This window comes from Cognatishimia sp. F0-27, from assembly GCF_020667845.1.
GTDB lineage: Bacteria > Pseudomonadota > Alphaproteobacteria > Rhodobacterales > Rhodobacteraceae > JAFMPQ01.
In genome coordinates this window covers 1-26,827 of the sequence record NZ_JAFMPQ010000041.1, presented here as the reverse complement: position 1 = coordinate 26,827, position 26,827 = coordinate 1, and the positions used below count along the sequence as shown (strand labels likewise).

The 26,827-nt window shown below is 65.4% G+C and carries 23 protein-coding genes; 16 read left to right on the top strand and 7 right to left on the bottom strand.

Annotated elements, in window-relative coordinates; translation table 11 throughout:
• The first annotated feature begins 84 nt into the window (after positions 1 to 84).
• The 3 genes from J1C49_RS18370 (at position 85) to rsgA (ending at position 3,850) form a co-directional block, all read left to right on the top strand.
• Positions 85 to 1,161, top strand: coding sequence for a tartrate dehydrogenase (locus tag J1C49_RS18370; RefSeq protein ID WP_227447301.1), 1,077 nt, complete (start codon positions 85 to 87; stop codon positions 1,159 to 1,161).
• Positions 1,161 to 2,072, top strand: a complete 912-nt coding sequence (locus J1C49_RS18365; protein WP_227447300.1) for an alpha/beta fold hydrolase — start codon at positions 1,161 to 1,163, stop codon at positions 2,070 to 2,072. Before J1C49_RS18370 ends, J1C49_RS18365 begins: the two co-directional genes overlap by 1 nt.
• Before the next feature lie 695 nt (positions 2,073 to 2,767).
• On the top strand, positions 2,768 to 3,850 hold the full coding sequence (rsgA, locus tag J1C49_RS18360; protein WP_227447299.1) for a ribosome small subunit-dependent GTPase A: 1,083 nt from the start codon (positions 2,768 to 2,770) through the stop codon (positions 3,848 to 3,850).
• 173 nt (positions 3,851 to 4,023) lie between these two features.
• On the opposite strand, the gene J1C49_RS18355 is transcribed toward rsgA, so the two are convergent.
• Positions 4,024 to 6,456, bottom strand: coding sequence for an FAD-dependent oxidoreductase (locus J1C49_RS18355; protein ID WP_227447298.1), 2,433 nt, complete (start codon positions 6,454 to 6,456; stop codon positions 4,024 to 4,026).
• A gap of 171 nt (positions 6,457 to 6,627) precedes the next feature.
• Between J1C49_RS18355 and J1C49_RS18350 the strand changes: the two genes are divergently transcribed.
• Both J1C49_RS18350 and J1C49_RS18345 read left to right on the top strand, forming a co-directional pair.
• The gene (locus tag J1C49_RS18350; RefSeq protein WP_227447297.1) at positions 6,628 to 8,178 is read left to right on the top strand and encodes a trimethylamine methyltransferase family protein; all 1,551 of its coding nucleotides are present in this window, start codon (positions 6,628 to 6,630) and stop codon (positions 8,176 to 8,178) included.
• Positions 8,179 to 8,310: 132 nt separating this feature from the next.
• Positions 8,311 to 8,850, top strand: coding sequence for a hypothetical protein (locus J1C49_RS18345; protein ID WP_227447296.1), 540 nt, complete (start codon positions 8,311 to 8,313; stop codon positions 8,848 to 8,850).
• Between the two features lie 192 nt (positions 8,851 to 9,042).
• Here J1C49_RS18345 and J1C49_RS18340 read toward each other — a convergent pair whose 3' ends face one another.
• Complete coding sequence (locus tag J1C49_RS18340; protein ID WP_227447295.1) at positions 9,043 to 9,252, bottom strand: hypothetical protein; 210 nt, start codon at positions 9,250 to 9,252, stop codon at positions 9,043 to 9,045.
• 866 nt (positions 9,253 to 10,118) lie between these two features.
• Here J1C49_RS18340 and ctaD point away from each other — a divergent pair.
• From ctaD to J1C49_RS18320, 4 genes are all read left to right on the top strand, one after another.
• Entirely contained in the window at positions 10,119 to 11,792 is a 1,674-nt protein-coding gene (gene ctaD, locus J1C49_RS18335; RefSeq protein ID WP_227447294.1) for a cytochrome c oxidase subunit I, read from the top strand.
• Between the two features lie 130 nt (positions 11,793 to 11,922).
• Positions 11,923 to 12,561, top strand: coding sequence for a glutathione S-transferase family protein (locus J1C49_RS18330; RefSeq protein ID WP_227447293.1), 639 nt, complete (start codon positions 11,923 to 11,925; stop codon positions 12,559 to 12,561).
• Positions 12,562 to 12,567: 6 nt separating this feature from the next.
• Positions 12,568 to 13,071, top strand: a complete 504-nt coding sequence (locus J1C49_RS18325) for a DUF2244 domain-containing protein (RefSeq protein ID WP_227447292.1) — start codon at positions 12,568 to 12,570, stop codon at positions 13,069 to 13,071.
• On the top strand, positions 13,071 to 13,973 hold the full coding sequence (locus J1C49_RS18320; protein WP_227447291.1) for a hypothetical protein: 903 nt from the start codon (positions 13,071 to 13,073) through the stop codon (positions 13,971 to 13,973). The genes J1C49_RS18325 and J1C49_RS18320 overlap by 1 nt, the downstream gene beginning before the upstream one ends.
• Before the next feature lie 156 nt (positions 13,974 to 14,129).
• Here the strand turns inward: J1C49_RS18320 and J1C49_RS18315 are convergent, their stop codons facing one another.
• Positions 14,130 to 14,594 carry a GatB/YqeY domain-containing protein gene (locus J1C49_RS18315; RefSeq protein ID WP_227447290.1) on the bottom strand — a complete coding sequence of 155 codons (465 nt, stop codon included), beginning with the start codon at positions 14,592 to 14,594 and terminating at the stop codon, positions 14,130 to 14,132.
• A gap of 188 nt (positions 14,595 to 14,782) precedes the next feature.
• Here J1C49_RS18315 and carA point away from each other — a divergent pair, with 188 nt between their 5' ends.
• On the top strand, positions 14,783 to 15,937 hold the full coding sequence (carA, locus tag J1C49_RS18310; RefSeq protein ID WP_227447289.1) for a glutamine-hydrolyzing carbamoyl-phosphate synthase small subunit: 1,155 nt from the start codon (positions 14,783 to 14,785) through the stop codon (positions 15,935 to 15,937).
• A 317-nt stretch (positions 15,938 to 16,254) separates the two neighbouring features.
• Entirely contained in the window at positions 16,255 to 18,168 is a 1,914-nt protein-coding gene (locus tag J1C49_RS18305; protein ID WP_227447288.1) for a glycosyltransferase family 2 protein, read from the top strand.
• A 471-nt stretch (positions 18,169 to 18,639) separates the two neighbouring features.
• Here J1C49_RS18305 and J1C49_RS18300 read toward each other — a convergent pair whose 3' ends face one another.
• A complete protein-coding gene (locus tag J1C49_RS18300) occupies positions 18,640 to 19,290 on the bottom strand; it encodes a GntR family transcriptional regulator (protein ID WP_227447287.1) in 651 nt (216 codons plus the stop codon).
• A 216-nt stretch (positions 19,291 to 19,506) separates the two neighbouring features.
• On the opposite strand from J1C49_RS18300, the gene J1C49_RS18295 reads away from it, so the two are divergent.
• The 3 genes from J1C49_RS18295 to J1C49_RS18285 all read left to right on the top strand — a co-directional run bounded on the left by J1C49_RS18295 (position 19,507) and on the right by J1C49_RS18285 (position 21,828).
• Positions 19,507 to 20,178, top strand: a complete 672-nt coding sequence (locus J1C49_RS18295) for a pyrimidine 5'-nucleotidase (RefSeq protein WP_227447286.1) — start codon at positions 19,507 to 19,509, stop codon at positions 20,176 to 20,178.
• A gap of 149 nt (positions 20,179 to 20,327) precedes the next feature.
• Positions 20,328 to 20,558, top strand: a complete 231-nt coding sequence (locus J1C49_RS18290; protein WP_227447285.1) for a hypothetical protein — start codon at positions 20,328 to 20,330, stop codon at positions 20,556 to 20,558.
• Between the two features lie 55 nt (positions 20,559 to 20,613).
• Entirely contained in the window at positions 20,614 to 21,828 is a 1,215-nt protein-coding gene (locus J1C49_RS18285) for a UbiH/UbiF family hydroxylase (protein WP_227447284.1), read from the top strand.
• Between the two features lie 146 nt (positions 21,829 to 21,974).
• Here J1C49_RS18285 and J1C49_RS18280 read toward each other — a convergent pair whose 3' ends face one another.
• The 3 genes from J1C49_RS18280 to J1C49_RS18270 form a co-directional block, all read right to left on the bottom strand.
• Positions 21,975 to 23,099, bottom strand: coding sequence for an aminotransferase class V-fold PLP-dependent enzyme (locus tag J1C49_RS18280; RefSeq protein ID WP_227447283.1), 1,125 nt, complete (start codon positions 23,097 to 23,099; stop codon positions 21,975 to 21,977).
• A gap of 231 nt (positions 23,100 to 23,330) precedes the next feature.
• Positions 23,331 to 23,786, bottom strand: coding sequence for an Lrp/AsnC family transcriptional regulator (locus tag J1C49_RS18275; protein WP_227447314.1), 456 nt, complete (start codon positions 23,784 to 23,786; stop codon positions 23,331 to 23,333).
• A 2-nt stretch (positions 23,787 to 23,788) separates the two neighbouring features.
• Entirely contained in the window at positions 23,789 to 24,244 is a 456-nt protein-coding gene (locus tag J1C49_RS18270; protein ID WP_227447282.1) for an Lrp/AsnC family transcriptional regulator, read from the bottom strand.
• 135 nt (positions 24,245 to 24,379) lie between these two features.
• On the opposite strand from J1C49_RS18270, the gene ilvC reads away from it, so the two are divergent.
• Together ilvC and J1C49_RS18260 are read left to right on the top strand one after the other, a co-directional pair.
• The gene (ilvC, locus tag J1C49_RS18265) at positions 24,380 to 25,402 is read left to right on the top strand and encodes a ketol-acid reductoisomerase (RefSeq protein ID WP_227447281.1); all 1,023 of its coding nucleotides are present in this window, start codon (positions 24,380 to 24,382) and stop codon (positions 25,400 to 25,402) included.
• Between the two features lie 434 nt (positions 25,403 to 25,836).
• Entirely contained in the window at positions 25,837 to 26,712 is an 876-nt protein-coding gene (locus tag J1C49_RS18260) for a DMT family transporter (protein WP_227447313.1), read from the top strand.
• Positions 26,713 to 26,827 lie beyond the last annotated feature (115 nt).

The window sequence follows — 26,827 nt, the reverse complement described above, 5'->3', positions numbered from 1 at the left end:
GGCCGCTTCCATTGGGCCACCCGGCCATTCCCGGCCACGCGCGCCTGCACCTCTGACGATGCACGGCAAGAAACAGGATGAGTCATGACACAAGACAGCTTCGCAATCGCCGTCATCCCCGGCGACGGGATCGGCAAGGAAGTCATGCCGGAGGGGGTGCGCGTTCTTGAAGCCGCCGCGCGCCGCTTCGGTCTCTCCTTTGATTTCACCCATCACGATTTCGCCTGTGCGGAGTATTACGCCGCCCACGACCGGATGATGCCCGAGGATTGGAAAGACCGCGTCAGCGGGTCCGACGCGATCTTTTTCGGAGCGGTCGGATGGCCCGAGACGGTGCCCGATCATGTTTCGCTCTGGGGCTCGCTGATCCAGTTTCGGCGCGAATTCGACCAATATGTGAGCCTGCGCCCCGCGCGGGCCATGCCGGGCGTGCCGCTGCCCCTTGCCGGGCGTGAACCCGGCGATATCGACATGATGATCGTGCGCGAGAACACCGAAGGCGAATACTCCTCCATCGGTGGGCGCATGTTCCCGGGCACCGACCGTGAGGTCGTGATCCAGGAAACCGTGATGACCCGCACCGGCGTCGACCGCATCCTGAAATACGCCTTCGATCTGGCGCAGCGACGCAGCGGGCACCTGACCTCCGCGACCAAGTCGAATGGCATCTCGATCACCATGCCCTATTGGGATGAACGGGTCGCCGAGATGGCACAGGCCTATCCCGACGTGCGGGTCGACAAGTTCCATATCGACATTCTCACCGCCCAGTTCGTGCTGCACCCGGACTGGTTTGACGTCGTGGTGGCCTCGAACCTGTTCGGCGACATCCTGTCGGATCTCGGACCGGCCTGCACCGGCACCATCGGCATCGCCCCGTCCGGCAATATCAATCCCGAGCGCACGCATCCGTCGCTGTTCGAGCCGGTGCACGGCTCAGCGCCCGACATCGCTGGCAAGGGCATCGCGAACCCGATCGGACAGATCTGGGCCGGGGCAATGATGCTGGATCATCTCGGCGCGACAGAGGCCGCCGCCGCCATCATCCGCGCCATCGAGGAGGTTCTGGCCAACCCGGCCTTGCGCACCGCGGATCTCGGCGGCACGGCGGACACAAAAGCCTGCGGTGCGGCCGTGGCAGACGCGGTTTCGCGCGTCTGATGGCGCAGCCGTCGCCATTCCTGCAAGGGTTCGAGCTGCACAAGGTGCCGCTTGACGGGGTTGGCATCCACTACGCCGTCGCGGGGGACGGGCCAGCAATCCTTTTGCTGCATGGCCATCCGCAAACCCATGTGGTCTGGCGCAAGATCGCACCCGCGCTTGTCGCGGCCGGGTATCGTGTGATTGCGCCGGACCTGCGCGGCTATGGCGACAGCGACGCCCCCGCAAGCGACGCGCGGCACATGCCTTATTCGAAACGGGTGATGGCGCGCGACCAGATCGCTCTGCTCGATGCGCTCGGGGTCGCCAAGGCCCATGTCATCGGCCATGATCGCGGCGGACGGGTAGCGCACCGCATGGCGCTCGACCATCCCGCCCGCGTCACGTCGCTCACCCTGCTCGACATTGCGCCCACCGCCACGATGTATGCGCGCACCGACAAGGAGTTCGCCACGCGGTATTTCTGGTGGTTTTTCCTGATCCAGCCCGCCGACCTGCCGGAACGGATGATCGGCGCGGACCCCGCCTACTTCCTGCGCCGCCACATCAACGGCCAGGTCAAGACATCCGGCGCGGTCTCTGAAACGGTGTTCGCGGAATACCTGCGCTGCTACGACGATCCAGCCACCATTCATGCGATCTGCGAGGATTACCGCGCGGCGGCGAGCATTGATCTCGACCATGACGCGGCGGACGCCACGCACACCGTCATGGCCCCCGTTCTGGCGCTCTGGGGGCGCGATGGCGTGGTCGGGCAGCTTTACGATGTGGTCGCGACCTGGCAGGAAAAAGCGCGCGATGTGCGTGGCTTGGCGCTTCCCTGCGGCCACGCCATCCCCGAGGAATGCCCCGAGATCCTGCTTGAACAGGTTCTGTCGCATATTGCGGGCTTGGACGCTGGCGCCGCCTGACACCCGCTGCCGCAGCCGTGATGGGCTGCACCCGCGCCGCGGCTGCGCCGCATGGCGCCCGGCCCCACTGGCAACGACGCCCCGGCCTGCGGCAAATCCGGTCTGCAAAAGGCACAACCGGCCTCTCCCGGCGTCACAGCACAGTTTTTCAGCGACACGCTCAGCTGCGGGATGCTAAGATCGCGCCACATGTCGGATCGCCCGATGCGGAACCGGAGACTGTATGACTTGTCGAACGTGGGAGCCCGATGCGCTCCCCGCGCACCGCTTCACGTGAACCCGGCCGCGGTTCTGACCCGGCGCGCGGTGTTCTTGCCGCGCGCAGACGACCCCGCGGCGATGGCACCCGCACCGCAAGACCCCGCAGCGTCTGAACCTGCGGTGCCGGCACGCGCCGCCTTGCCGCGCAGAGCGTCGGCAATCGCACGGCCAGCGGTAAGTGCCTTGGCACATGTATCCATACCGCCCGCATCACCGGCATCGATCCGTCTAACCGCTCCACCAGACACCGCAGCCTTGGCACGTGTAAACACACCACCAGCATCACGGGCATCCGCACGTCTAAACGCACCGCCAGAAACCGCAGTCTTGGCATGTGTCTCCGCACCGCCAGCCTCCACAGCTTCCGTCACTCTGGCTGCGGCAAGGACCGGCGCGCACCGCGCATTGGCGCATTATCAGGATCACCCTCACGCATGACCCGCGACTATTCGCACTTCCTGCCCGGCACCGCAGCGGCGCCCCCGCACCGGCCCACGCCATCGCGCCTCGACATGCTCGGATGGCAGCCGTTCTTTGCCAGCCAGATCACCCTCGACGCACTGACCCAGACACCGCCCGTCAGGGTGGTCGAAATCCACCGCTCCGGCCTGCGCGTCATGGGCGAGACCATCGAAACGACGATTCCGCCCGGTCTTGAAGCAACGGTGGGCGACTGGCTTCTCTATGACGCCGTGCTCCCCACCGCCAGCACACTGCTGGAGCGCAAGAGCGTTCTGAAGCGGCGCGCCCCCGGGCATGATCGCCGCGTCCAGCTGATCGCGGCCAATATCGATACCGCCTTCATCGTCACCTCCTGCAACGCCGATTTCAACGTGGCCCGGCTCGAACGCTACATCGCACTGGCTTTCGAGGCAGAGATCGACCCGGTGATCGTCATCACCAAACCCGACCTCGCCGACAACCCGCAGGGTTATCTCGAAAAGGCCGAGGCAATCTCCGCGCAGGTGCCTGCGTTGCTGCTCGATGCACGCGGTGACGATCCGACCACCCGGCTGGCGCCCTGGTGCGGCAGCGGGCGCACCATCGCCTTCCTCGGCTCCTCCGGTGTCGGCAAATCGACGCTGACCAATGCGCTCCTGGGTCAGGAAACTGCAGCCACCCGGGGCATCCGCGATGATGACGCAAAAGGCCGGCACACCACCACGAGCCGCCACCTGCATATCCGCGCGACAGGCTGCGCCATTCTCGACACGCCGGGCATGCGGGAGCTGCAACTGACCGAAGCCAGCGCCGGGCTGCGGGACGTCTTCGACGATCTTGCCACTCTGGCCGCGGATTGCCGCTTCCGCGATTGCCGCCACGACACCGAGCCGGGCTGTGCCGTGCAGGCGGCCCTCGCGCGCGGCGAGATCGAGGCAGAGCGTCTCGGACGCTGGCGCAAGCTGGTCGCGGAAGACGCGCTCAACACCGCCACTCTGGCGGAGCGCCGGTCGAAGGATCGCAAATTCGGCAAGATGATCAAAGGCATCCAGAAGACCAACCGCAAGAAACGCTAACCCTCTCCGGGCCGGGCATGGGCCCGGCAACTGGTCTTTCGCGGCCCGAAGCGGACAGCCCGCCAGCATGGACACGCTTGACGTGCGGCTCTCCCCCCGACCTTACCGGCCCAAGACCGGCGCGGCGGCGGGAGGACGGGACGCACCCGGCGCATGGGAACCGGCCAACCGGATCAGCAGCGATACCGGCCCCCGTCCGGGTCGAAGCTGCATCGGGGGATGACCGTGGCATCAAACCGCTCGCCCAGCAGATCAAGGCTGACACGGCTCCCCTTTGCACTGAACTCGGGCGCGACAAAGGCGAATGCGAGGTTGACGCCCGTGCGGTGCCCGAAGGCGCCGTTGGTCACCGTGCCGATAACCCTGTCGCCCGTCATGACCGACGCGCCGCCATGGGCCGGGCGGTCCGTGCTGTCGACTGCCAGCATGACCAGCTTCCGGCGCAGCGCCCCCTGCCGCTGCGCAAGCGCCCCTTGCCCGACAAATTCCGGCTTTTGCATCCGCACAAACCGGTCCAGCCCGGTTTCGAACGGGTCGAACTCCGTCAGAAGCTCGGCCTTCCAATGCAGATAGCCCTTCTCCATCCGCATCGACTCGATGGCGCGCATCCCGAACAGCGCGAGCTCATGCGCTTTGCCCGCCGCGCGAATGGCCTGCCACGCGGCATAGGCCTGATGCGTGGGCACGTGGATTTCATAGGCCAGCTCGCCCGAGAAACTCACCGCCATCACCGTCGCGGGGGCGATCCCGACAAAGCATTCGCGCACACTCAGCCACGGGAAACCCGTTGCCGACCAATCCCCACGTGACACCGCCGACAGCACTGCGCGCGCCTGCGGACCAGCGAGGAGCAGGATCGTCTGGGCATTGGTCAGGCTGTGCAGGCGCACGTCCTCGTCCGCGCGGATGTTGTGCGCCAGCCAGTCCCAATCGTGCTGCTCCGATGCGGCGGCGGAGCCATACCAGATCCGCTCCGGCCCGCGATCCGACGCCGGCAGCCGCGCAATCGTCGCCTCGGACTTCACCATCCCCTGGTCGTTCAGCAGATAGGCCAGCCCGACGCGCCCAGCGCGCTTCGGCACGCCACCACAGACCATCCGGTCAAGGAACGCCTCCGCGTCGCGCCCGGTCAGCTCGATCCGGTTGAAGCCGTTGATCTCGGTCAGGCCGACGCGGGCGTGTACCGCCTGGACCTCGGCGGCGACGACGTCCTCCACCGGGCTGCGCCGAAACGTGTGCGGCTCCGTGAACCCGTCGGACGGACGGATATAGTCGATCCGCTCCCAGCCATTGACCACGGTAAACTCCGCGCCTTCCGCCTCCCAGACTGGGGTCAGCGGCGTCGTCTTGGCGTTGCGTCCCGCTGGGCGATGCTCATGCGGAAAATGAAAGCGGAACTCGTTCTGGTAATCCTCGATCGCCTTCAGCGCCGTCAGCTCCACGGTGCCATGCCCGGTAAATCGGCGCGGGTCGATCACCCAGGTGTCATAACACGCCTCGCCATGCACGATCTGCTGCGCCAGAAGCCAGCCATGCCCGCCGCCCTCGCCAAGCCCCGCCCGCAGCCCGATGATGCAGAACGCGTTGCGCTTGCCCGGCACCGGACCGACCAGCGGCGCGCCGTCGATGGTGTAGGTGATCGGCCCGTTCACGATGGTCTTGATCCCCGCCTCCATCAGCGCGGGCATCCGCTCGAACGCGCCTTCCAGCACATCCGTCACCCGGTCGAGGTCATCGGGGCACAGCGCATTGGTGAAATTCGGGTCGATCCCGTCCATCCCCCAGGTCCGGCAATCCTGCTCGTAGAACCCCACCAGCAGCCCGTCCCGCTCCTGACGGCAGTAGTAATCGCTGATCGGACAGCGCAGCAACGGCATCCGCCGCCCCGCATCGCGCACCGCCGCCATGCCCTCGGTGACAAAATACTGGTGCTCCATCGACATGACCGGATGTTGCACACCCATCATCGCGCCCACCTCGTTGACCCGGTAGCCGCAGGCATTCACCACAATTTCCGCATGGACCGTGCCGCGCGGTGTCTCCACCATCCAGCTCCCGTCGCCCTTTTGCGTCAGCCCGGTCACGGGCGTGTTGCGATGCACCTCCGCGCCCGCCTTGCGCGCCCGGCGCGCCAGCGCCTGACAGAGCTGCGCCGGGTCGATATCGCCATCCATCGGGTCCCAAAGGCCCCCCAGAAGATTCTCGGTCGAAATCAGCGGATGTCGCCGCGCGCATTCCTGCGCATCGATCACCTCGAACTCCACGCCCATGCCGCGCGCCATCGAGGCAAAATGCCGATAGCCGTCCATCTGTTCGGGCGTGTTGGCGAGCCGGATGCCGCCATCGGCGTGATGATAGGTGATGGGGTAATCCGGATCCTCCGCCAACGCCTTGTAAAGCGCGATGGAATGCGACTTCAGCCCCACCATGGTCTGGTTCATGCCGAAATTCGTGACCTGCGCCGCCGAATGCCATGTGGTGCCCGAGGTCAGCTCGTCCCGTTCGAGCAGCATCACGTCGCTCCAGCCCTCCTGCGTCAGGTGGTAAAGCGTCGAACACCCGGCAATGCCGCCGCCGATCACAACAACGCGGGTCGAGAGTTTCATGCTGTCCTCCTTGCTTGGCAGCGCGGACCGTCTCGCGCTCCTGTCGCGGCCTTTCTGGATCAAAACCCTCTGCCGCGTGTCGGACAGGTGCAAGCACGGGCGCAAGCGTTCGAAAAATTCGAACAACCTTGGCAAATTTTCGCGCCACTGGAAAAGGGTCTTGCCCCGCCCATGCCGCCCCCTTCTGATATCCGGATGCAGGACAGCTCTCCTCCCAAACGGCGCGCAGGCGGGCGGCAAGCGCGGCACAGGCACCGCGCCATCGGCCCGCCGAACCCCGCTCCGCCCGGCCAGATCGGGGGCCAGTATCAACCGCTGACCGAACCGCAGATGCGCGCGATCTACGACACCGCGCGCCGCCTTCTTGACCGGCTGGGCATGGGAGACGTGCCCGACCGCCTGCGAGACGATCTCGTCAAGGCCGGGGCGCGCGGGTCAGGCGCGCGCGTCACGTTTCCCGAACCGCTTGTCGAGGACGCCATCGCCGGCGCCGCCAAACGCTTCTGGCTGCACGGGCGCGACAAGGGCCGCTCCATCGAGGTGGGCGGCGACGCGGTGCATTTCGGCACCGGCGGTGCCGCCGTCCAGACGCTCGACCTCGAAACCGGCCTCTACCGCCCGTCCACCTTGCGCGATCTGCATGACTTCACACGGCTCCAAGACACGCTCACCAATGTGAGCTGGTTCACCCGATGCTGCATCGCAACGGACCTGCCCGACACGTTCGCGCTCGACGTCAACACCGCCTATGCGCTGATCCGGAACACCACCAAACCCACGGCCACCGCCTTCACGCTGGCAAAAAACGTTGCCCCGATCATGTCCATGCTGGAGCGTGCCGCCGGCCCGGAAGGCTTTGCCGCGCGGCCCTTCATGAAGGCCCATATCAGCCCGGTGATCTCGCCCATGCGCTACGGCGAGGATGCGGTCGACGTGGTCTATGAATGCATCCGCCACGGCATCCCGATCTCCTGCATCACCGCCGCGCAATCCGGTGCGACAGCCCCCGCGACGCTGGCCGGGTTCCTCGCCATGTCGTTGGCCGAGACGCTGGCCTCGCTGGTCATGGTCCATGCCATCAAGCCGGGCTTTCCGATGATCTTCTCCAACTGGCCGCTGGTGATCGACCTGCGCACCGGGGCCTTCGCGGGGGGTGGCGGAGAGATTGCCGTGCTCAATGCCGCCTCGGCGCAACTGTCGAACTGGCTCGGGCTGCCCTCCGGCGTGGCAAGCTCGATGACCGACGCCAAGGCCATCGATGCGCAATACGGCGCGGAAAAGGGGATTACGGCGCTGGCCGCCGGTCTGGCAGGGGGCAATCTGGTCTATGAAAGCGCGGGCATGACCGCCTCGTTGCTGGGCGCCAGTTTCGAGGCGTTCGTGCTTGACGACGAGATGCTCGGCGCGGTCTACCGCATCCTGCGCGGGATCGAAGTCACCGAGGACACGCTTGCCTATGACGCGATCTGTGCGACGGTGCTGGGCGAGGGCCACTTCCTCGGTGCCTCGCAAACTCAGGACGCCATGGAGCGCGACTATCTTTACCCCCGGCTCGCCGACCGCATGACCCCGTCCGCATGGGCCGATGCGGGCGCGCCCACGGCATGGCAGCGCGCCAATGCCGAAGCCCGTCGCATTCTCGAAACGCATCATCCCGGGCATCTCGACCCGGAAACCGACGCCGCCATCCGCGCCGCGTTTCCGATGATCCTTCCGGCCTGACGCCAAGGCCCGCAGGCACGTCCGTGAGACGGGTAGCCTTATCCAGAAACCGACGCCATCATTCGCGCCGCATTTCCGATGCCCCCCGGCCTGACGCCACCGCGCAAGGGTGATCCCCCGACACGGGCGGGCTTGTTTCCCCCCGTATCGGCCTACCATCCTGCCATGACCGTGGATGCGCTGCCCCCTCATGCCCTGTCCGTGCGCCAGCCCTGGGCCTGGGCAATCCTGCACGGCGGCAAGATCATAGAGAACCGCTCGCTCGGTGCGATCCGCGCGGGCGGCATGGTGCCCGGCCGCATCGCTCTGCACGCCGCAACCGGCATGACGGAAAAGGAATATCGCTGGGGGCATTGGCGGCTTGAGCGGCACGGCGTGCGCTGCCCTGCCCCGGCCGATCTGCCGCGCGGGGCCATCATCGGCGCGGTGACCGTGACCGGGATCATCACCCAAAGCGACAGCGAATGGTTCGGCGGCAAGGCGGGCCTGACCCTCGCCGACCCGATCGCCGTCACACCGATCCCCGCGAAGGGCAACCTTAGGTATTTCCTGTGGCAGCCGGAAGGGAGGCTGGCCAGACCCGCGCCATGGATGGCGCGCTACGCGGATGCGACCGGCCTGTTCAACGATTTGCCTCTGGGATTCTCGGACACCCCGCCAAAGCCGTTCTGAGCGAAGCCGTTCTCATCGCGTTGGTCTCGGTTGTCTGCCGATCCGAGCCACACCGGGGACGGGCCGCTCCGTCGCGCCCCACCATCGGCGCGCAATCTTGAAAGCCCGCACAAAAATTGCCCCGGACGAGCCGGGGCAAAAGTCACCGCTCCGAGGCAGGTCAGAGCGACAGGGATAGCAGGATGCGCCCGCTCAGCGCCGGGCCCCGACAAAGACATGAAACAGGATATCGTCGCGCGCGATCCCGCGGCGGGCAAGCGCGTCGTCGCTGAGCGCGCGCAATGCGGCGACCTCATCGGACAGGCGACGGGCCTTGCGGTCGAACTCCGTTTCGAAGAGCCGGGCGATCCGGGCGCGCAGCGTCGGGCGGGTCGGGGCAAAGCTGGGATCGTAAAAGGCCATGGATCGTCTCCTTCAGATGTGCAGGTCATATGGGGCGTGACGACCTGCCGAGCATGGGGAGAGAGTGCCACGGCTTCCCCCCAGATGCGCAGTCAGCAAAACCCGACCGTCCGGAATTCCCGACCATCTCTATCGCGCCTGGCATCTCCATCGCGCCCGCCAAGGCAAGGCAAAGGGGATCGTCCCGGTTGCCAGAAAGGAAGGCGGCGCAACCCTTCCCGCGACGCCGGAACTTCCTCACGCGGCCAGACCGCGCCTCTGCCGCACTGCACGCCGGCCCACCCTGCGCGCCAAGACAGGGGGCCAAGGATAGAGGGCGTCCGCGCCGCACGCCGCGCATCCCGACGGCGCCGCGCTGTTTCGCGGTTCCGGGCTTTGCTCACCTCATGGCGCGTGACCATCGCACGACCCGACGCGCAGCGGTTTCGTGGCGTTCGGCCGTGCTGGTCAAATACCGTGCGTCATCGCGTTGCGGCGCGCCGTCCGGGTTGCGCGCCCTGCGAGCCAAAAGGATCGCGACCGATGCCACGCGAGACCGTCACGGATGACGTGGACTCCCCGTAACACACTGGCAAAAAACAATAATAAACCCCGAAGCCTCAAACGTGGCACTGGGCGCTCATGCGCGGATTTGCAGGACTGACACCGCTTCTGACAAGAAGGTGCGACAATATTGTTTGATCTGCGTCAAATCCCTCTGTTGCCGCCTCGCTGGACAGATTCTACAACGCATTCGGACCTGACGATATCGGATTCCCTTTTGTGATCGCAAAAGGGCGAGCCCGTTTCGCTCAGAACGTAGTTCAAGATCGCGGTTCGCGGGGACATCCCCGCGCGGAACCCCGACCACTTTGAGGAGGCAGACAATGGCAGACGCCGCCATTCACGGCCACGAACACGAAGACAACCGGGGGTTCTTCACCCGCTGGTTCATGTCGACCAACCACAAGGATATCGGGATTCTCTATCTCGTCGTCTCCGCGCTGGTCGGTTTCGTGTCGGTGGCTTTCACCGTCTACATGCGCATGGAGCTTATGAATCCGGGCGTGCAATACATGTGCATGGAGGGCATGCGCCTCTTCCCGACCGCGGTCGAGAACTGCACACCCAACGGCCACCTGTGGAACGTCCTGATCACCGGCCACGGCATCCTGATGATGTTCTTTGTCGTGATCCCGGCGCTTTTCGGCGGCTTCGGCAACTACTTCATGCCGTTGCAGATCGGCGCGCCGGACATGGCGTTCCCGCGGATGAACAACCTGTCCTTCTGGATGTATGTGGTCGGCACGACCCTGGCGATCTGCTCGGTTTTCGCACCCGGCGGCAACGGTCAGCTCGGCTCCGGCGTGGGTTGGGTGCTCTACCCGCCGCTCTCCACCACTGAAGGCGGCATGTCGATGGATCTCGCGATCTTCGCGGTGCACGTCTCCGGTGCCAGCTCCATCCTCGGCGCGATCAACATCATCACCACCTTCCTGAACATGCGTGCCCCGGGCATGACCCTGTTCAAGGTGCCGCTGTTCTCGTGGTCGATCTTCGTGACCGCATGGCTCATCCTTCTGGCGCTTCCGGTGCTGGCCGGTGCGATCACCATGCTGCTCACCGACCGCAACTTCGGCACGACCTTCTTCGATCCGGCCGGTGGCGGTGACCCGGTGCTGTATCAGCACATCCTGTGGTTCTTCGGTCACCCCGAGGTCTACATCATCATCCTGCCCGGCTTCGGCATCATCTCGCACGTGATCGCAACCTTCGCGCGCAAGCCCATCTTCGGCTACCTGCCGATGGTCTGGGCGATCATCGCGATCGGCGCACTCGGCTTCGTCGTGTGGGCGCACCACATGTACACCGTCGGCATGTCGCTCACGCAGCAGTCCTACTTCATGCTCGCCACGATGGTCATCGCGGTGCCAACGGGTGTGAAGGTGTTCAGCTGGATCGCAACCATGTGGGGCGGTTCCATCGAGTTCAAGACACCGATGCTCTGGGCCTTCGGCTTCCTGTTCCTCTTCACCGTGGGTGGTGTCACCGGCATCGTGCTGTCGCAGGCCGCCGTGGACCGCGCCTATCACGACACCTACTATGTCGTGGCACATTTCCACTACGTGATGAGCCTCGGTGCCGTGTTCGCCATCTTCGCGGGGATCTACTTCTACTTCCCCAAGATGACCGGCCGCATGTATAACGAGACCTGGGGCAAGATCCACTTCTGGGCGATGTTCGTCGGTGCCAACCTGACATTCTTCCCCCAGCACTTCCTGGGCCGTCAGGGCATGCCCCGTCGCTACATCGACTACCCCGAGCAGTTCGCTCTGTGGAACTATGTCTCCAGCTGGGGTGCTTTCATCTCCTTCGCGTCCTTCCTGTTCTTCTTCTTCGTCATCGGCCATGCGCTCCTGCGCGGTGCCCGCGTGACCGAGAACAATCCGTGGAACGAGTATGCGGATACGCTGGAATGGACCCTTCCCTCGCCGCCGCCAGAGCACACGTTCGAGCAGCTCCCGAAGCGCGAAGACTGGGACAAGGCCCCCGCGCACTGAGCCCGGGCCTCACCATACCCATAAGACAGGCCCCGGAGTAATCCGGGGCCTTCTCTTTTTCTCCCCTCCGCTACCGCGGCGAGACCGCCGACGCCGAGACCCACAGAAACCTGCAGACGGGGCATATGCCATGATCACCATTTGGGGCCGCACGGATTCTTCCAATGTCCAGGCCACGCTCTGGGCCCTTACGGAGCTGGGCCTGCCGTTCGAGCGCATCGATGCCGGGCAGCGTTTCGGGGTCACGGATACGCCCGCCTTCCGCGCCATGAACCCGAACGGAACGATCCCGGTCCTCTGCGATGGCGACAACCCCCCGCTCTGGGAAACCGGTGCGATCCTGCGCTACCTCGCCAACGCCTATGGCGCCGCGCCCTTCTGGCCGGACGAGTTGATCGCGCGCACCGAGATCGACCGTTGGGCTGAATGGGCCAAGGTCACCATTGCGGTCAACTTCACGGTCCCGATCTTCTGGCGCGTGGTGCGCACACCCGCCGCAGACCGCGACACGGACGCCATCGACGCCGCGACCGCCGCGCTTGATGACCGTCTCGCCATTGCCGATGCCAGGCTGGCTACGCATCCTTTCATCGCGGGCGACGATTTCACCCTTGCCGATATCCAACTCGGCCACATCCTCTACCGCTACTTCGACATCCCGATCCCGCGCCGGCCGCTGCCTGCGCTTCGGGACTACTATGACCGCCTGACCACGCGCCCCGCCTACAGGGAGACCGTGATGGTCTCCTACGAGGCCCTGCGCGCCTAGACGACCATGCCTTATCACTGGACCAACACCGAAAAGACCGACACCCGCGTGCTGCAACTCTGGCCGCACAATTCCCTGCCACCACAGGGCTTCGCGGCCATGGTTCTCGGCTTCTTCCTGTTTGCCTCGATCCCGCTCTACGGACTTCTGGGAACCATCCTGCTCTGGGGTATCCTCCCCTTCATGCTTGCCGCCACCGCCGCGCTCTACTATGCGCTGCGCCGCAACCGCCGCGACCGGCAGATCCTCGAAACGCTGCAACTGGGGCCGGAGGAAACCCGCCTGACACGGCGCAATCCCAAAGGCGACACGCAGGACTGGCACTCCGCAACCTACTGGGTCCGCGCCACGCTGCATGAAGACGGCGGGCCAGTGCCATTCTACGTCACGCTGAAGGGCAAGGACCGCGAAGTCGAGATCGGCGCGTTTCTGTCGGAACACGAACGCAAGGCGCTGTTCGATGACCTGACACGCGCTCTGGCGCAAACCGCCCCCGGGATGACGCGCTGATGGCCCAGGAACCCGCCACCCCAAAAGGCCGCCGGGTGCTCCTGCGCGCCGCGGCGGCAGTCTCCGGCAGCCTGGCGACGCGCCTGCCGATGGCGGACAGCGAACGCGCCGCGCTCGCTCTGCGCCAAGCCCTTCCCGCCCGCAGGCGTCCGGCAGAAGACGTGCGCTTCCTGATCCCGCTTGTGGGTCCGCATCACGTGAGCGACTGGTCCGCTGTCACCCAACGTCTGAACGCCACGGTGCAGAGCTTTCTGGATCAGGACGATCCGCGCTGGCAGGCGGTGATCTGCTGTCAGACACGACCGGCCGGCCTGCCGGACGATCCCCGCATCACGCACCTGCCCTTTGACGATCCGACATCCGGAAACGACAAATGGCGCAAGCTCGCCGCGCTCTGCGCGCATCTGCCGACCCTCTCGGACCGGCCCGGCTACGCCATGAGCTTTGACGCCGACGACCTGCTGCGCAAAGGCACCGTGGCGCGGATGCTCTCCAGCCCTGAGCGGGGCTGGCTCGCACGCTCCGGTTATGTCATGGACCATGCCACGGGTGACGTGGCGCTCGCGGATTCCCCCACGCCCAGTCTCCCACTACGCAAACCGTTCTGGAAACTCTGCGGCTCCTGTGCCGCGCTGTGGTATGATCCGACTCTTCCCGAGGCCACGGATTTCCTCACGGCCATGACCGCCCATGAACACCGCATGTTTCCGCATCTCGCGGCTTTGGCCGGACTGCCACTGACGCCGCTGCCGCGGCCCTCGGTGCTCTACGTGCTCAACCATGGCGACAATTTTGGCGCGCGTCGTGGCCGGGTTGGTTTCAAGACCCGCTTCGTGCAACGCTTCCGCGTGACCGACCCGGCGGCGCTGCGCACCATCAAAGCCGATTTCCCGGCAAGCTGAGCCACGGGCCTGTCCCGACGCCCCCCAGCCCCGTCAGCGCGACAGAAAAGCCCCCGCGCCTGCGGCGCGCACCCCCCGCAAAACAAAAAAAGCCGCGCCTTCGGCGCGACCTGTCTTCCGTCTTGCGGACGCCTGCGGCGCACCCGAGGCCGGGGATTACCCCCCTGCGAGCCGCGCCTTGACCATGCCACCGGCTGCGCCGAAATCCATGCGCCCGGCATATTTGCTCTTCAGCGCCCCCATCACGCGGCCCATATCCCGGATCGACGACGCGCCCACCTCGTCAACGGCGGCATCCACGGCGCGGGCCACTTCCTTTTCCGTCATGGCGCGGGGCAGGAATTCCTCGATGACCTCGATCTCCCGCATCTCGCGCTCTGCAAGGTCCAGCCGGCCGCCCTCTTCATAGGTCCGCGCGCTTTCGCGGCGCTGCTTGACCATCTTGGAGAGGATCGCAAGCACAGCCTCGTCATCGACACCGCCATCCTGACCATCACCGCGTGCGGCGATATCGCGATCCTTGATCGCGGCGTTGATCAGGCGCAACGTCGACAGCCGATCCGCGGCCTTGTCCCGCATGGCCTGTTTAACGGCGGCATTCACCCGCTCTCTGAGTTCCATGACATATCCCCGTTGTCACATCCAAGCCCGGACACTACACCGACACGCTGTCTGGAGCAACCACCTCAAAAACAACCTAAACCATTGAAACAAAACAACTACCAATGCCTCAATCCGGCTCTTGATTTCTCCCCCCGTCGGGCATAGGTTCCGCGCGATTTACCCGCATTTACCCGGAGAGCCGCCCCATGACCGCGACCGCGACGCACCCGACCGCCTGCCTCGCGCTGGCTGATGGCACCCTGTTCTATGGCACCGGGTTCGGCGCAACCGGCCGCACCACGGCAGAGCTGTGCTTCAACACCGCCATGACCGGGTATCAGGAAATCATGACCGACCCGTCCTACGCGGGCCAAATCGTGACCTTCACGTTCCCGCATATCGGCAACACCGGCGTGAACCCCGAGGATGACGAGACCGCGGACCCGGTGGCCGCCGGCATGGTGGTCAAGTGGATGCCGACGCAAAGTTCCAACTGGCGGGCCGCGCAAGAGCTTGGCGACTGGCTTGCCAGCCGCGGGCGCATCGCCATCGGCGGCGTCGACACGCGGCGCCTGACCCGTGCGATCCGCCAGCTCGGCGCTCCGCATGTGGCGCTGGAGCATAATCCGGAAGGCCGGTTCGACATCGAGGCGCTGGTCGCCGCGGCCCGCGCTTTCGAAGGTCTCGAAGGCAAGGATCTCGCCAAGGACGTGACCTGTGCCCAAAGCTACCGGTGGGACGAAATGCGCTGGGCCTGGCCCGAGGGCTACACCCGTCAGACAAATCCGCGCCACAAGGTCGTCGCGGTGGATTACGGGGCCAAGCGCAACATCCTGCGCTGCCTCGCCTCTGCGGGATGCGACGTCACCGTGCTGCCCGCCACGGCCAGCTATGACGATGTCATGGCGCACAAGCCCGACGGGGTGTTCCTGTCCAACGGGCCCGGTGATCCCGCGGCGACCGGCAGCTATGCCGTGCCGATGATCCGGGCCTTGCTCGACAAGACGGACCTGCCGATCTTTGGGATCTGCCTTGGACACCAGATGCTTGGCCTCGCCCTGGGCGCCAGGACAGCCAAGATGAACCACGGTCATCACGGTGCCAACCATCCGGTCAAGGATCACGACACCGGCAAGGTGGAAATCACCTCGATGAACCATGGGTTCGCGGTGGACAGCCAATCGCTGCCCGACGGTGTGCTCGAAACCCATGTGAGCCTGTTCGACGGGTCGAATTGCGGCTTGCGGGTGCAGGACCGGCCGGTTTTTTCCGTCCAGCATCACCCAGAAGCCAGCCCTGGCCCGCAGGACAGTTTCTATCTGTTTGAACGGTTTGCCGCCTCCATGCAGGCCCGCGCCTGACGCCGCCTGACAAGCGGCACCTGGTTCTCGGACACGCGGCATGCACCACCAGGCGCCGCCCGAAAAGCGGCACCCGGTTTTCCACGCATCGCGCGGGCCCGCTTGTTGCGGGTCGCGTGAAGTGGGGCGCCGCGCGACATGGCCATGCGCTTCAAGCGCGCCACCTTGCGCAATGCGCGCAAAGCCGCAACCAAGCTAACCTGCCCCCTGCGACGCCCTGCCGCGTTAACCCTTTCTTTCATGTTGAATGTCAGCCTTTTAACGCTTTGTTAACGAAGCCTGCCTATTCCTTGACACCGGGTTGTGCGAGGCGGCGAATGGGCAATCGGCTGATCACGAAACGGGACGCGGACCCAGCGCTGACGCGCCGCGGCCAGCCTGTCAGCCAGATCCTGCTCGAAGATGGCAGTGTCACGCCCCGGGTCATGGTCGGCGCGCTCGCGGAAACCACCCGCACCGGTGAACCACTCTCCCGCGTACTCGCCGCCGAAGGCATCACAACGCCCGAAACGGTTCTCGCCGCACAGGCGGAGCGGTTCGGCGCGCTTGTTGTCCGCCGCGACGAAACCCCACCCGACGACACCCTCGCAGGGCTGCTGCCCGCCGCTTTCTGCCTCGAACATGGCGTTCTGCCCTGGCGCCGGATCGGCGACAGCCTGCTCGTGGCGACCTCCCGGCCCGACGCATTCGACACGCTGCGCGAGACATTGCCCGCCGAGCTTGGCCCGGTGATGATGGCGGTGACACTCGAAGCCGATATCCACGACTCCATCGCTGCGAGCCACGGTCAGGCGCTGATTGCGCAGGCTGAAACCATGCGCCCGCTCGAAGACAGTTGCCGCGATCTCAACGAATCGTCCCTCCGGGGCCGGCTTTGCGTCGGTCTGGCGCTGGTCATGGTGCTGACCGGGTTCTGGTTTGCGCCGGAACTGGTTTTTGCCGCCGGTCTCGCGCTGGCCTTGGCGTCGCTCGTGGTGGCGCAAGGGCTCAAACTGGCCGCGCTTCTGGCTTCGCGGCCCAAGGGACCAGCCATCGCCCCGAAGGCGCAACTGCCCGCCGCACCGCCCCGCGTTTCCCTGCTTGTGCCGCTGTTTCGCGAGCAAGACATCGCCCGCACGCTGATCGCGCGCCTGTCACGGCTGACCTATCCGCGCAGCCTGCTCGACGTGATGCTGATCCTCGAACAAGATGATACCGAAACCCGCGAGGCGCTCCGCGCCGTGGCCCTGCCGCCGTGGTTTCGCGTCATCGAAGTGCCCTGCGGCACGCTCCTGACCAAGCCGCGCGCGATGAACTACGCGCTCCGCTTCACCGACGCACCGATCCTCGGCATATACGATGCCGAGGACTCACCCGCCCCCGATCAGATCGAGCGCGTGACCGCCCATTTCTGCCGCGCCCCGCCGACGGTTGGCTGTCTTCAGGGTATTCTCGATTTCTACAACCCGCGCGCCAATTGGTTGTCGCGGTGTTTTGCCATTGAATATGCCGCCTGGTTTCGCGTTCTACTGCCGGGTCTTGCTCATATGGGACTCGCCGTGCCGCTGGGCGGGACAACGGTGTTTTTCAGACGCGACGCGCTGCTCGCCGCCGGAGGCTGGGATGCGCATAATGTCACCGAGGACGCGGATCTCGGGATCCTTCTTGCGCGCCGGGGCTATCGCACGGAGCTGGTCCCGACCGTGACCCGCGAAGAGGCCAACAACCGGTTCTGGCCATGGGTGCGTCAGCGGTCGCGCTGGCTGAAAGGCTATACGATCACCTGGTGGGTTCACACCCGGCGGCCACTGGCACTCTGGCGCGCGCTCGGGCCACGACGCTTTTTCGGGATGCAGGCGCTTTTTCTGACAACCATTCTTCAGTTCACTCTTGCGCCGATCCTGTGGTCATTCTGGCTTCTCATCTTCGGCCTGCCCCACCCGCTCGACCCGTGGTTGACGCCGGGCGCCACCGGACTGCTCACGACGGTCTTCCTGGCCGCGGAAGCAACCGCGCTGTTTGTCGGTTTCGTCGCCGTCAGCCGCAGCCCGCACGAGCGGCTCATGCCTTGGGTTCCGACGCTGTTTCTGTATTTCCCGCTCGGGTCACTGGCGATCTACAAGGGGATGTGGGAAGTCCTGAGTCGCAATGCCTTCTATTGGGACAAGACGGAACACGGGCATTCCGCGCCCGACACACCTTCCGCCGAAACGCCCGAGCGGTTGCCGAAATCGGGCATTCAGCCCGATTGAGAGCCGACGCCGCCCGCGCCCCGTCACCGCGGGGCTCTCAATTCCAAGGCTCCCAACCCAACGGCGCTTCTGCCCAACACGATGGCGGGCCGCTCTTGCAAGCCGGTCTTCATCGGTCAAGGCCACCTGCGCCGCGGCAGATCCCGGCAAGGTCAAGGCTCTCCGCACCCCAGAAAAGACGCGCAGTCCGCTTTACGGTTCACGAATGGTCCCGTCGAGACCTTCAAACTCGCTAGCGCGGCCGGCGCGTGTAGACCACACGGCCGCATTCCCGGACACCACCGGGCGGTCGCGAACCGGAAAGCGCGGCCAGCGCGCCGTGACGCACAATTCCGCGCTCATAAGCAGCGTGCAGATCCCTTGTCATGGGCGCACAATCGCGGAAAGCCCAAGCCGGCCTTCCCAAATCACCGCTCTGGCCAGCGTCACCTGCAACGCAGTCATCTGCGGACCTGTCGCGCCCGCGTGACGCTAGGCACCAAGACTGCTTTGACTGTCAAGCTTCAGACGCGTGACAAACGCCACGGAAATATGATCCCGGAGCGCCTGGTAGGCAGCATCCTCGTCCCGGCGCGCAATCGCTTCGACGATCGCCTCATGTTCGGCCAGCGCAATCTCGCCGCGTCCCTGTGCCGCCAGTGACGTGGTCGCCATCAGCGCCATGGAGCGGTGCACGAGGTCGAGCTGCTGGACCAGATACCGGTTATGAGACGCCAGATGGATCATCTTGTGAAAGCGCCGGTTCGCGCGGCTGAGGGCCGTCGGATCATCGAGCAGCGCGCGGTCCTCGCCGATCATTTCGCGCAACACCTGCACCTCTTCTTCCGTGGCATGGCGTGCCGCGAGGCGGGCTGCGAGGCCCTCAAGCTCGGTGCGCACAACATAGAGCTCCGCCATCTGGTTGTGGTCCAGCGAGGCCACGATCAGCGACCGTCCGTCCCGCGCCAGAAGCGACTGCGTCTCAAGCCGTTGCAATGCCTCGCGAATCGGCGTCCGGGAGACCCCGAACCGTTCGGCAAGCTCGCTCTCCACCAGCCGGTCTCCGGGGCGGTAAATGCCCCCATCGATCGCTTCAAGGATCAACGCATAGGCGTCCTTGTTCGAGCTTCGGGTCTGGGTCATGCGGCGCTCCTTGCCGGCGCAACGCCGGATTTGCGCCACGATAGCCCCGTCCATCCCTGTCAATCAAGCCGTTGCCTATGATGACGTCTCGTTAAAAACCTATATTGGACAAGGATTTGCGCGCGACCGCGCCCATGCAGCACCCGCGCCGTGCCAAACAAAACCCCGCCCTGCCGCTCCTTGCCCCGCCGCACGGGCCGCCCTAGCTTGCACGCCATGACCAGAACCTCCGACATGCCGCCCCGCGATCTGGCCGCGCAGTTTGACCACGTGCGCCACTGGGTCTTCGATCTCGACAACACGCTTTACCCGCCGCATATCCGGCTCTTTGACCAGATCGAGGCCCGCATGACGGGCTTCGTGGCAAGGGAACTGGGCGTCGACACGCAAGAGGCGGACCGGTTGCGCGGGCATTACTGGCAGGAATACGGCACCACCCTCGCCGGGCTGATGCGCGAACACGGCATCGACCCCGACGCCTATCTCGACGAGGTCCACGATATCCGCTTCGATGCGCTGGAGCCGGACCCGGTGCTCGCGGCCCGGATCTCGGATCTGCCCGGCCGCAAGATCATCTATACCAACGGCAGCGCACCCTATGCGATGCAGGTGCTCGCCGCACGCGGCCTCTCCGACGTGTTCGACGCGATCTATGGCGTGGAACATGCGGGCTTTGCACCAAAACCGGAGCGCACCGCCTTCGACCGTGTCTTTGCGCGCGACGGGCTCGTGGGGGAAACCGCGGCGATGTTCGAAGATGAACCGCGCAACCTCGCCGTGCCACACGCGCTTGGCATGCGCACGGTCCATGTCGCCCCCGAACCGGTCGAAGCGGCGCATATCCACCACCACACAGAGGACCTCTCCGCGTTCCTAACCCGCCTGTGAACAGCCCCGCTCACACACCGCCCCTGCCCCCGCCTGCGGCACACAGCGCGCTTGAATAAAAGATCTAACCCAGATGCGACAATTCATCCGCTGGTCCGGCGCGTGCGCGACCATACCTCTGCGCTGTCACAGTCAGCATCGGAGCCGCCATGACCCTCACCGCAACCGATACCGCCCGCGCCCGGGCCCATGCCCCCAGCCTCAGCGCCGAGGAGCGCGAGCGCCACGAGACACGGATCGCTTTGTCGGGCGTGCTGTTGTTGCTGGCCCTGGTCATCCTGGCTGTGGCCACATGGGGCCTGCCCGCACTTGCGCTCAGCGCGTTGGTGCTTGTGCCCGTGACATTTACGGTTCTGGTGCTGATTACCGTCGGCAAGTAAACAGACGACAGAGACGCGTCCATCATTGGCGACGCGGGCAGCGTCGGAGCGACCCATGACAAGCGGCAACGGCAAAACGGATTTCGATATCATCGTCTCGGGCGGCGGGATTGCCGGTCTCAGCGCCGCGGCCGCCTTCGGGCATGCCGGCTTCACGGTGCTCTGCGTCGATCCGGCGCCGCCCGTCACCACCCGCGATGCCGAAGGCGCAGACATGCGCTCCACAGCGTTCCTGCAACCGGCACAGGCCTTTCTCGAAGAGATCGGGCTTTGGCGGCGGCTGGCCGACCATGCCACGCCGCTGCAAACCATGCGCATCGTCGATGCGGGCGGGCCCGATCCCGAGCCGCGCGTCAGCCATGATTTCGACGCCTCGGATATTTCCGAAAAACCCTTCGGCTGGAACCTCCCGAACTGGCTGCTGCGCCGCGAGATGGCGGCCCATCTCGACGCAACGGACACGATCACCTTCCGGCCCGGCACCGCAACCACCGGCCTGTTCACCCGCGACGGCGAAGCCCGTGTGACGCTGAGCGACGGCACCCGCCCGCGCACACGCCTGCTTGTGGCCGCGGACGGGCGCGGCTCGCCCATGCGCAAGGCCGCCGGGATCGGCCTGCGCACCACCCGCTTTGGCCAGAAAGCACTGGCCTTCGCGGTGACCCACCCTGTCCCTCACGAGAACGTGTCGACCGAAATCCACCGCACCGGCGGGCCCTTCACACTGGTGCCACTCCCCGATCAGGATGGACGCCCCTCCTCGGCCATCGTCTGGATGGAAGAAGGTCCGAAAGCGGAGGCCCTCCACGCGCTCGACATCCCCGCCTTCGAAGAGGCAATGAGCCTGCGCAGCTGCCATATCCTCGGTCCGCTGACATTGGCCTCGCGCCGCACGATCTGGCCAATCATCGCGCAGGAAGCCACCCGGCTGACCGCACAGCGCGTGGCCCTTGTCGCCGAAGCCGCGCATGTGGTGCCCCCGATCGGCGCACAGGGGCTCAACATGTCGCTGAAGGATATCGCCGCGCTGCGCACGCTCGCCATGGCCCGTCCCGAGGGTCTCGGCGACGCCGCGATGCTGGATGCCTATCACCGGGCGCGCATCACCGATATCCGCACCCGTGTCGCCGGGATCGCGGCGCTCAACCGCATTTCCATGGTCTCCGCGCCGAGCCTGCGCGACATGCGCGCCACTGGCCTCGATGCGCTCTACCGCGCGACCCCGGTCCGCAAGGCCGTGATGCAACTCGGCCTCGGCGCGCGCGGCTGATCACAGGCCCCGACCGGACCAAACCCGCCGCCCGCGCACCGGCCACCAATACCGGGGCACGACCCCGGTTTCTTTGGGCCTGAAATATCCCGGGGTCCGGGGCAGCGCCCCGGTCCGACCGGCCACCTAAGCGCTCGCGCAGCCCCTCAAAGCACGCGGTCGACCACCTTGCGCAGCCGCGCCACCGTGCCCTCGACGTCATAGAGCTTGTCCAGACCGAACAGCCCGAGCCGGAACGTGGAAAACTCCGGCGGTTCATCGCATTGCAACGGCACCCCGGCGGCGATCTGCATGCCCTCCTTCGCAAAGGCCCGGCCCGACTGGATCTCCGGATCGCCGGTGTAGCTCACCACGACCCCCGGCGCGCCGAACCCGTCCGCCGCCACCGACACAACGCCCTTCTCCGCCAGCATGGCGCGCACCGCGTTGCCGAGCGCCCATTGCGCCGCCTTCAGCCGGTCAAACCCGTAGGCGCGGGTTTCGAGCATCGTATCGCGGAAAGCCTTCAACCCGTCCGTCGGCATGGTTGCATGATAGGCGTGCCCCCCCGCCTCATAGGTGGCCATGATGCTGCGCCATTTCTTGAGATCCACCGCAAAACTGTTCGAACTGGTCTCTTCCATCCGCGCCAGCGCCCGCTCCGACAACATGACAAGCCCCGCTGAGGGGGTCGAGGACCACCCCTTCTGCGGCGCGGAGATCAGAACATCGACGCCGAGCGCGCGCATATCGACCCAGGCACAGCCCGACGCGATACAATCAAGCACCATCAGCGCCCCGACCTCATGCGCCGCCTCCGCCATGGCCGCGATATACGCATCCGGCAGGATCACCCCCGCAGAGGTCTCCACATGCGGCGCAAAGACCACGTCGGGCTGTTGCTCGCGGATCGCCGCGACAACCTCCTCGACCGGCGGCGGCGCAAACGGGGCCTGCGGAGCATTGCCGGTGCGGCGCGCCTTGATTACGGTGGTTTCATCGCCAAACCCGCCCGCGTCGAAAATCTGGCTCCAGCGATAGGAGAACCAGCCGTTGCGCACCACGAGCACCGAGGCGCCCTGGCCGAACTGGCGCGCAACCGCCTCCATGGCATAGGTTCCGCCGCCGGGCACGATGGCCACCGCATCGGCGCAATACACCGCGCGCAGCATCTCGGAGATGTCGCGCATCACCGCGCCGAAGGCCGCCGACATGTGGTTCAGCGAGCGGTCGGTGAACACAACCGAGAATTCGTCCAGCCCGTCCGGGTCGATCTGATCGAGCAAAGCCATTGGAGGGTCTCCCTTGTTTTTCTGCCCACAGGCCTACCGCGCGCACCACCCCTGCGCCAAGCGCGAAAGCGTCGCGGGTCCATGCCAATGATGCGCATGGGATGTGCATGGATTGTGCATGCTGTGTGCATCGGAAATTCCGGGCGCGGATCGGCGCGCTCCGGCCCCCGCCCGACGACTCGACAGCGCGGTGGTTCGCGCGTCGAGACCGAGCGCCGTTCCCGCCCGTGCTCAGATCGGGCCGGGCCGCTGCTCCTCGCTGAGCAACACGTTGGCCTCCAGCCCGCCGACGCCGGGCAGCGCCATGATCCGGCGCCGCAGCACACGTTCGAAATCCGACAGGTCGCGCGCCACGACGCGCAGGCGATAGTCATAAAGCCCCAGCACATGCTCGACCGTCTGCACCTCCGGAATCGCCGAGACGGCCCGTTCGAAATCCTCAAGGCTGACCCGCCCCTTGGTGGCCAGCTTGACACCAAGAAAGACCGTCACGCCAAAACTGAGCGCTTCCAGATCAAGGTCGAGCCGCGCGGCACGGAACACGCCCGCCTCGCGTAAGCGTTTGATTCTGCGCCAACATGCAGGCTGCGACAGGCCCAGCGCCCGCCCCAGAGCGCCCGCCGATGCGCTCATGTCCTGCGCCAGCGCCCGCACCAGCGCGCGGTCGATCTCGTCGAGATCGAGCATGGTCACACTGGCACCCGACTTTCCGATTTCACCCGCGCCACCTGCATCAGGGCCTCGATATCGGCAATATGCGGCAGGGTCAGCAACCGCTCGCGATACAACGCCTGATAATGCTTCATATCCCGCGCGATCACCGAAAGCCGCGCATCGACAGAACCCAGGAATGTCTGGATTTCAATCACTTCCGGCACCTCGCGCGCCGCGGCGATAAAGGCGTCAAAGGCCCGGGCCTGAGTCTTGTCGAGCGTGATCCGCAGGCTCACCTCCACCGCATAGCCAAGGGCCGGCCAATGGATTTCGCCCCGCACCCCGCGCAACACGCCCAGATCGCGCATCCGGTCCAGCCGCCGCGACAAGGTCGTGGCCGTCACACCCGCGCGCTCCGCCAGGATCGCCATGGCGGCCTCCGGCTCGCTCTGCATGTAGCGCAGGATGCGCCGATCCGTGTCATCAAGCATGAATTCACCACAAAATATAAAAATAACGAATGGCGTTTCCTCATTTTCTCAAATACGCACCCAAAACGCAAACACTCTAGCGCCTTGTTGCCTAGGATGCGCCACAGGACACACAGACCAACCGGAGGATCCGTCATGCGCGTGTATTACGACCGCGATTGCGACATCAATCTTATCAAGGACATGAAGGTGGCCATTCTTGGCTACGGCAGCCAAGGCCACGCCCACGCGCTCAACCTGCGCGACAGCGGCGCCAAGAACGTCGTCGTCGCCCTGCGCGACGGCTCGCCCTCCGCGGCAAAGGCCGAAGGCGAAGGCCTTCAGGTCATGGGCATCGCAGAGGCCGCCGCATGGTGCGATCTGATCATGTTCACCATGCCCGACGAATTGCAGGCCGAAACCTACAAAAAGCACGTGCACGACAACCTGCGCGAAGGCGCCGCAATCGCTTTTGCCCATGGCCTCAACGTGCATTTCGGCCTGATCGAGCCCAAGCCCGGCGTCGACGTGATCATGATGGCGCCGAAGGGCCCGGGCCACACGGTCCGCGGCGAATACACCAAGGGCGGCGGCGTGCCCTGCCTCGTGGCGGTGCACAACGACGCCTCCGGCCGTGCCTTGGAAATCGGCCTGAGCTATTGCTCCGCCATCGGGGGCGGCCGCTCCGGCATCATCGAGACCAACTTCAAGGAAGAGTGTGAAACCGACCTCTTCGGCGAACAGGCCGTGCTCTGCGGCGGTCTCGTGGAACTGATCCGCGCCGGGTTCGAAACGCTGGTCGAAGCGGGCTATGCGCCTGAAATGGCTTACTTTGAGTGCCTGCACGAAGTGAAGCTGATCGTGGACCTGATCTATGAAGGCGGCATCGCCAACATGAACTACTCGATCTCCAACACGGCGGAGTATGGCGAGTATGTCTCCGGTCCGCGCGTCCTGCCCTATGACGAGACGAAGGCCCGGATGAAAGACATTCTGACCGACATCCAGACCGGCAAATTCGTGCGCGATTTCATGCAGGAGAACGCTGTTGGTCAGCCGTTCTTCAAAGGCACGCGCCGCATGAACGACGCGCACCAGATCGAGGAAACCGGCGAGAAGCTCCGCGCCATGATGCCGTGGATCTCCGAAGGCAAGATGGTCGACAAGGCGCGCAACTAAGCGCGCGTGGCGCGGGACACCCCCGCGCCGCATCGCTTTGTCGGCGGCACGATCCTGCGTCGCGCGACGAAAAATAAGAGGCCCGGCGCTTGTCCGGGCCTCTCTTGTTGCCGTCTCCGGACGGGTTGCCCCGAGCCCGGAGACCCGTCCTCAAAGATCGTTCTTGAGATTGTAAATGCAGAGCGCCAAAAGTGCGACCAAGGCGATCAGAGCCAGCGTGTAGATCATTTGCGTTTTCCCAGCGGTTGACAGACCGGGTCATCCTACCTGTGCGGGACCAAAATGAAACCGCCCGGCGCTCAAGTTTTGATCCGAGCGCATCGAAAAGGTGAAATATCGTGCAAACCGAAACACCGAATGCGGCACAGCCCCGCGCTGCAACCCACCGCACCGCGGCCTCCGATGCACCGGACATCACGGCCACAAGCTGGGCCATGGTGGGTGGGCTCGGGTTTGTTTGGGGCGCGACGTTTCTGTTCATCGCCATAGCGCTGGAGGGCATCACCCCGTTCTGGCTCGCGGCGGCGCGCATCGGGTTTGCCGCGCTTCTCACGCTTGTGGTGTGGCGGGTCTGGGGCGGGTCGCTCTGGCCCACCGCGCAACGCAGCTGGCCCGCGCTGATCTCCGTGAGCCTGTTGTCGAGCGCCGTGCCATTCCTGTTGCTCAGCTGGGGGCAGCAACATGTGACATCGGCCTTTGCGGGTGTCTCCATGGCGGCGGTCGCGCTGATCGTTCTGCCCTTGGCGCATGTTTTCGTTCCCGGTGAGCGGATGCATCTGCGCCGCGTGCTCGGGTTCCTCATCGGCTTCGCCGGAGTCGTGCTGCTGATTGGCGGGCAGGCCTTTGACTCCACCGGAGCCGCCCTTGAAGGCGCCGGGCGCGCAGCCTGTCTGGGGGCCGCCTGCTGCTATGCGGTAAGCTCGATCGTGATGCGGCGCCTGCCCCCGATCGATCCGATCGGCCTGTCTGCGGCGACGCTGCTGATCGGGGCGGGTTTCGTGATTCCATTGGCCTGGGCGGTCGAAGGCCCGCCGCCCCTGCCCGATACCAAAACGCTCTGGGTGCTGTTGGTGCTTGGCCTGATCCCCACGGCAGGCGCCAACCTGCTGCGGGTTCTGGTGATTCGCTCCGCCGGCCCGGTTTTCATGTCCTTGGTCAATTATCAGGTGCCGATGTGGTCGGTGCTGCTCGGGGTGTTGGTCCTCGGCGAAGCCGCGCCGGCGAGCCTTTTGCTGGCCCTGGCTCTGATCCTTTGCGGGGTATTCCTGAGCCAGTGGGGCGCATTGCTGCGCTTGTTCGGCAAGGCTTGACGGCCTCGGTCAGCGTGACAGTTCGGTCAGGCGGGTCTCCGACCGTAATCGCCACAAACGCTCCCCCGGAGCGTTTGCCGAACCTTCGGTTCGGTCAGGCGGGTCTCCGACCGTA

What these genes read in the sequence shown, in the direction of transcription:
- J1C49_RS18370 (WP_227447301.1), top strand. Translation starts at nt 85, where the DNA reads ATGACACAAGACAGCTTCGCAATCGCCGTCATCCCCGGCGACGGGATC.
- J1C49_RS18365 (WP_227447300.1), top strand. Translation starts at nt 1,161, where the DNA reads ATGGCGCAGCCGTCGCCATTCCTGCAAGGGTTCGAGCTGCACAAGGTG.
- rsgA (WP_227447299.1), top strand. Translation starts at nt 2,768, where the DNA reads ATGACCCGCGACTATTCGCACTTCCTGCCCGGCACCGCAGCGGCGCCC.
- J1C49_RS18355 (WP_227447298.1), bottom strand. Translation starts at nt 6,456, where the DNA reads ATGAAACTCTCGACCCGCGTTGTTGTGATCGGCGGCGGCATTGCCGGG.
- J1C49_RS18350 (WP_227447297.1), top strand. Translation starts at nt 6,628, where the DNA reads ATGCCGCCCCCTTCTGATATCCGGATGCAGGACAGCTCTCCTCCCAAA.
- J1C49_RS18340 (WP_227447295.1), bottom strand. Translation starts at nt 9,252, where the DNA reads ATGGCCTTTTACGATCCCAGCTTTGCCCCGACCCGCCCGACGCTGCGC.
- ctaD (WP_227447294.1), top strand. Translation starts at nt 10,119, where the DNA reads ATGGCAGACGCCGCCATTCACGGCCACGAACACGAAGACAACCGGGGG.
- J1C49_RS18330 (WP_227447293.1), top strand. Translation starts at nt 11,923, where the DNA reads ATGATCACCATTTGGGGCCGCACGGATTCTTCCAATGTCCAGGCCACG.
- J1C49_RS18325 (WP_227447292.1), top strand. Translation starts at nt 12,568, where the DNA reads ATGCCTTATCACTGGACCAACACCGAAAAGACCGACACCCGCGTGCTG.
- J1C49_RS18320 (WP_227447291.1), top strand. Translation starts at nt 13,071, where the DNA reads ATGGCCCAGGAACCCGCCACCCCAAAAGGCCGCCGGGTGCTCCTGCGC.
- J1C49_RS18315 (WP_227447290.1), bottom strand. Translation starts at nt 14,594, where the DNA reads ATGGAACTCAGAGAGCGGGTGAATGCCGCCGTTAAACAGGCCATGCGG.
- carA (WP_227447289.1), top strand. Translation starts at nt 14,783, where the DNA reads ATGACCGCGACCGCGACGCACCCGACCGCCTGCCTCGCGCTGGCTGAT.
- J1C49_RS18305 (WP_227447288.1), top strand. Translation starts at nt 16,255, where the DNA reads ATGGGCAATCGGCTGATCACGAAACGGGACGCGGACCCAGCGCTGACG.
- J1C49_RS18300 (WP_227447287.1), bottom strand. Translation starts at nt 19,290, where the DNA reads ATGACCCAGACCCGAAGCTCGAACAAGGACGCCTATGCGTTGATCCTT.
- J1C49_RS18295 (WP_227447286.1), top strand. Translation starts at nt 19,507, where the DNA reads ATGACCAGAACCTCCGACATGCCGCCCCGCGATCTGGCCGCGCAGTTT.
- J1C49_RS18290 (WP_227447285.1), top strand. Translation starts at nt 20,328, where the DNA reads ATGACCCTCACCGCAACCGATACCGCCCGCGCCCGGGCCCATGCCCCC.
- J1C49_RS18285 (WP_227447284.1), top strand. Translation starts at nt 20,614, where the DNA reads ATGACAAGCGGCAACGGCAAAACGGATTTCGATATCATCGTCTCGGGC.
- J1C49_RS18280 (WP_227447283.1), bottom strand. Translation starts at nt 23,099, where the DNA reads ATGGCTTTGCTCGATCAGATCGACCCGGACGGGCTGGACGAATTCTCG.
- J1C49_RS18275 (WP_227447314.1), bottom strand. Translation starts at nt 23,786, where the DNA reads ATGCTCGATCTCGACGAGATCGACCGCGCGCTGGTGCGGGCGCTGGCG.
- J1C49_RS18270 (WP_227447282.1), bottom strand. Translation starts at nt 24,244, where the DNA reads ATGCTTGATGACACGGATCGGCGCATCCTGCGCTACATGCAGAGCGAG.
- ilvC (WP_227447281.1), top strand. Translation starts at nt 24,380, where the DNA reads ATGCGCGTGTATTACGACCGCGATTGCGACATCAATCTTATCAAGGAC.
- J1C49_RS18260 (WP_227447313.1), top strand. Translation starts at nt 25,837, where the DNA reads ATGGTGGGTGGGCTCGGGTTTGTTTGGGGCGCGACGTTTCTGTTCATC.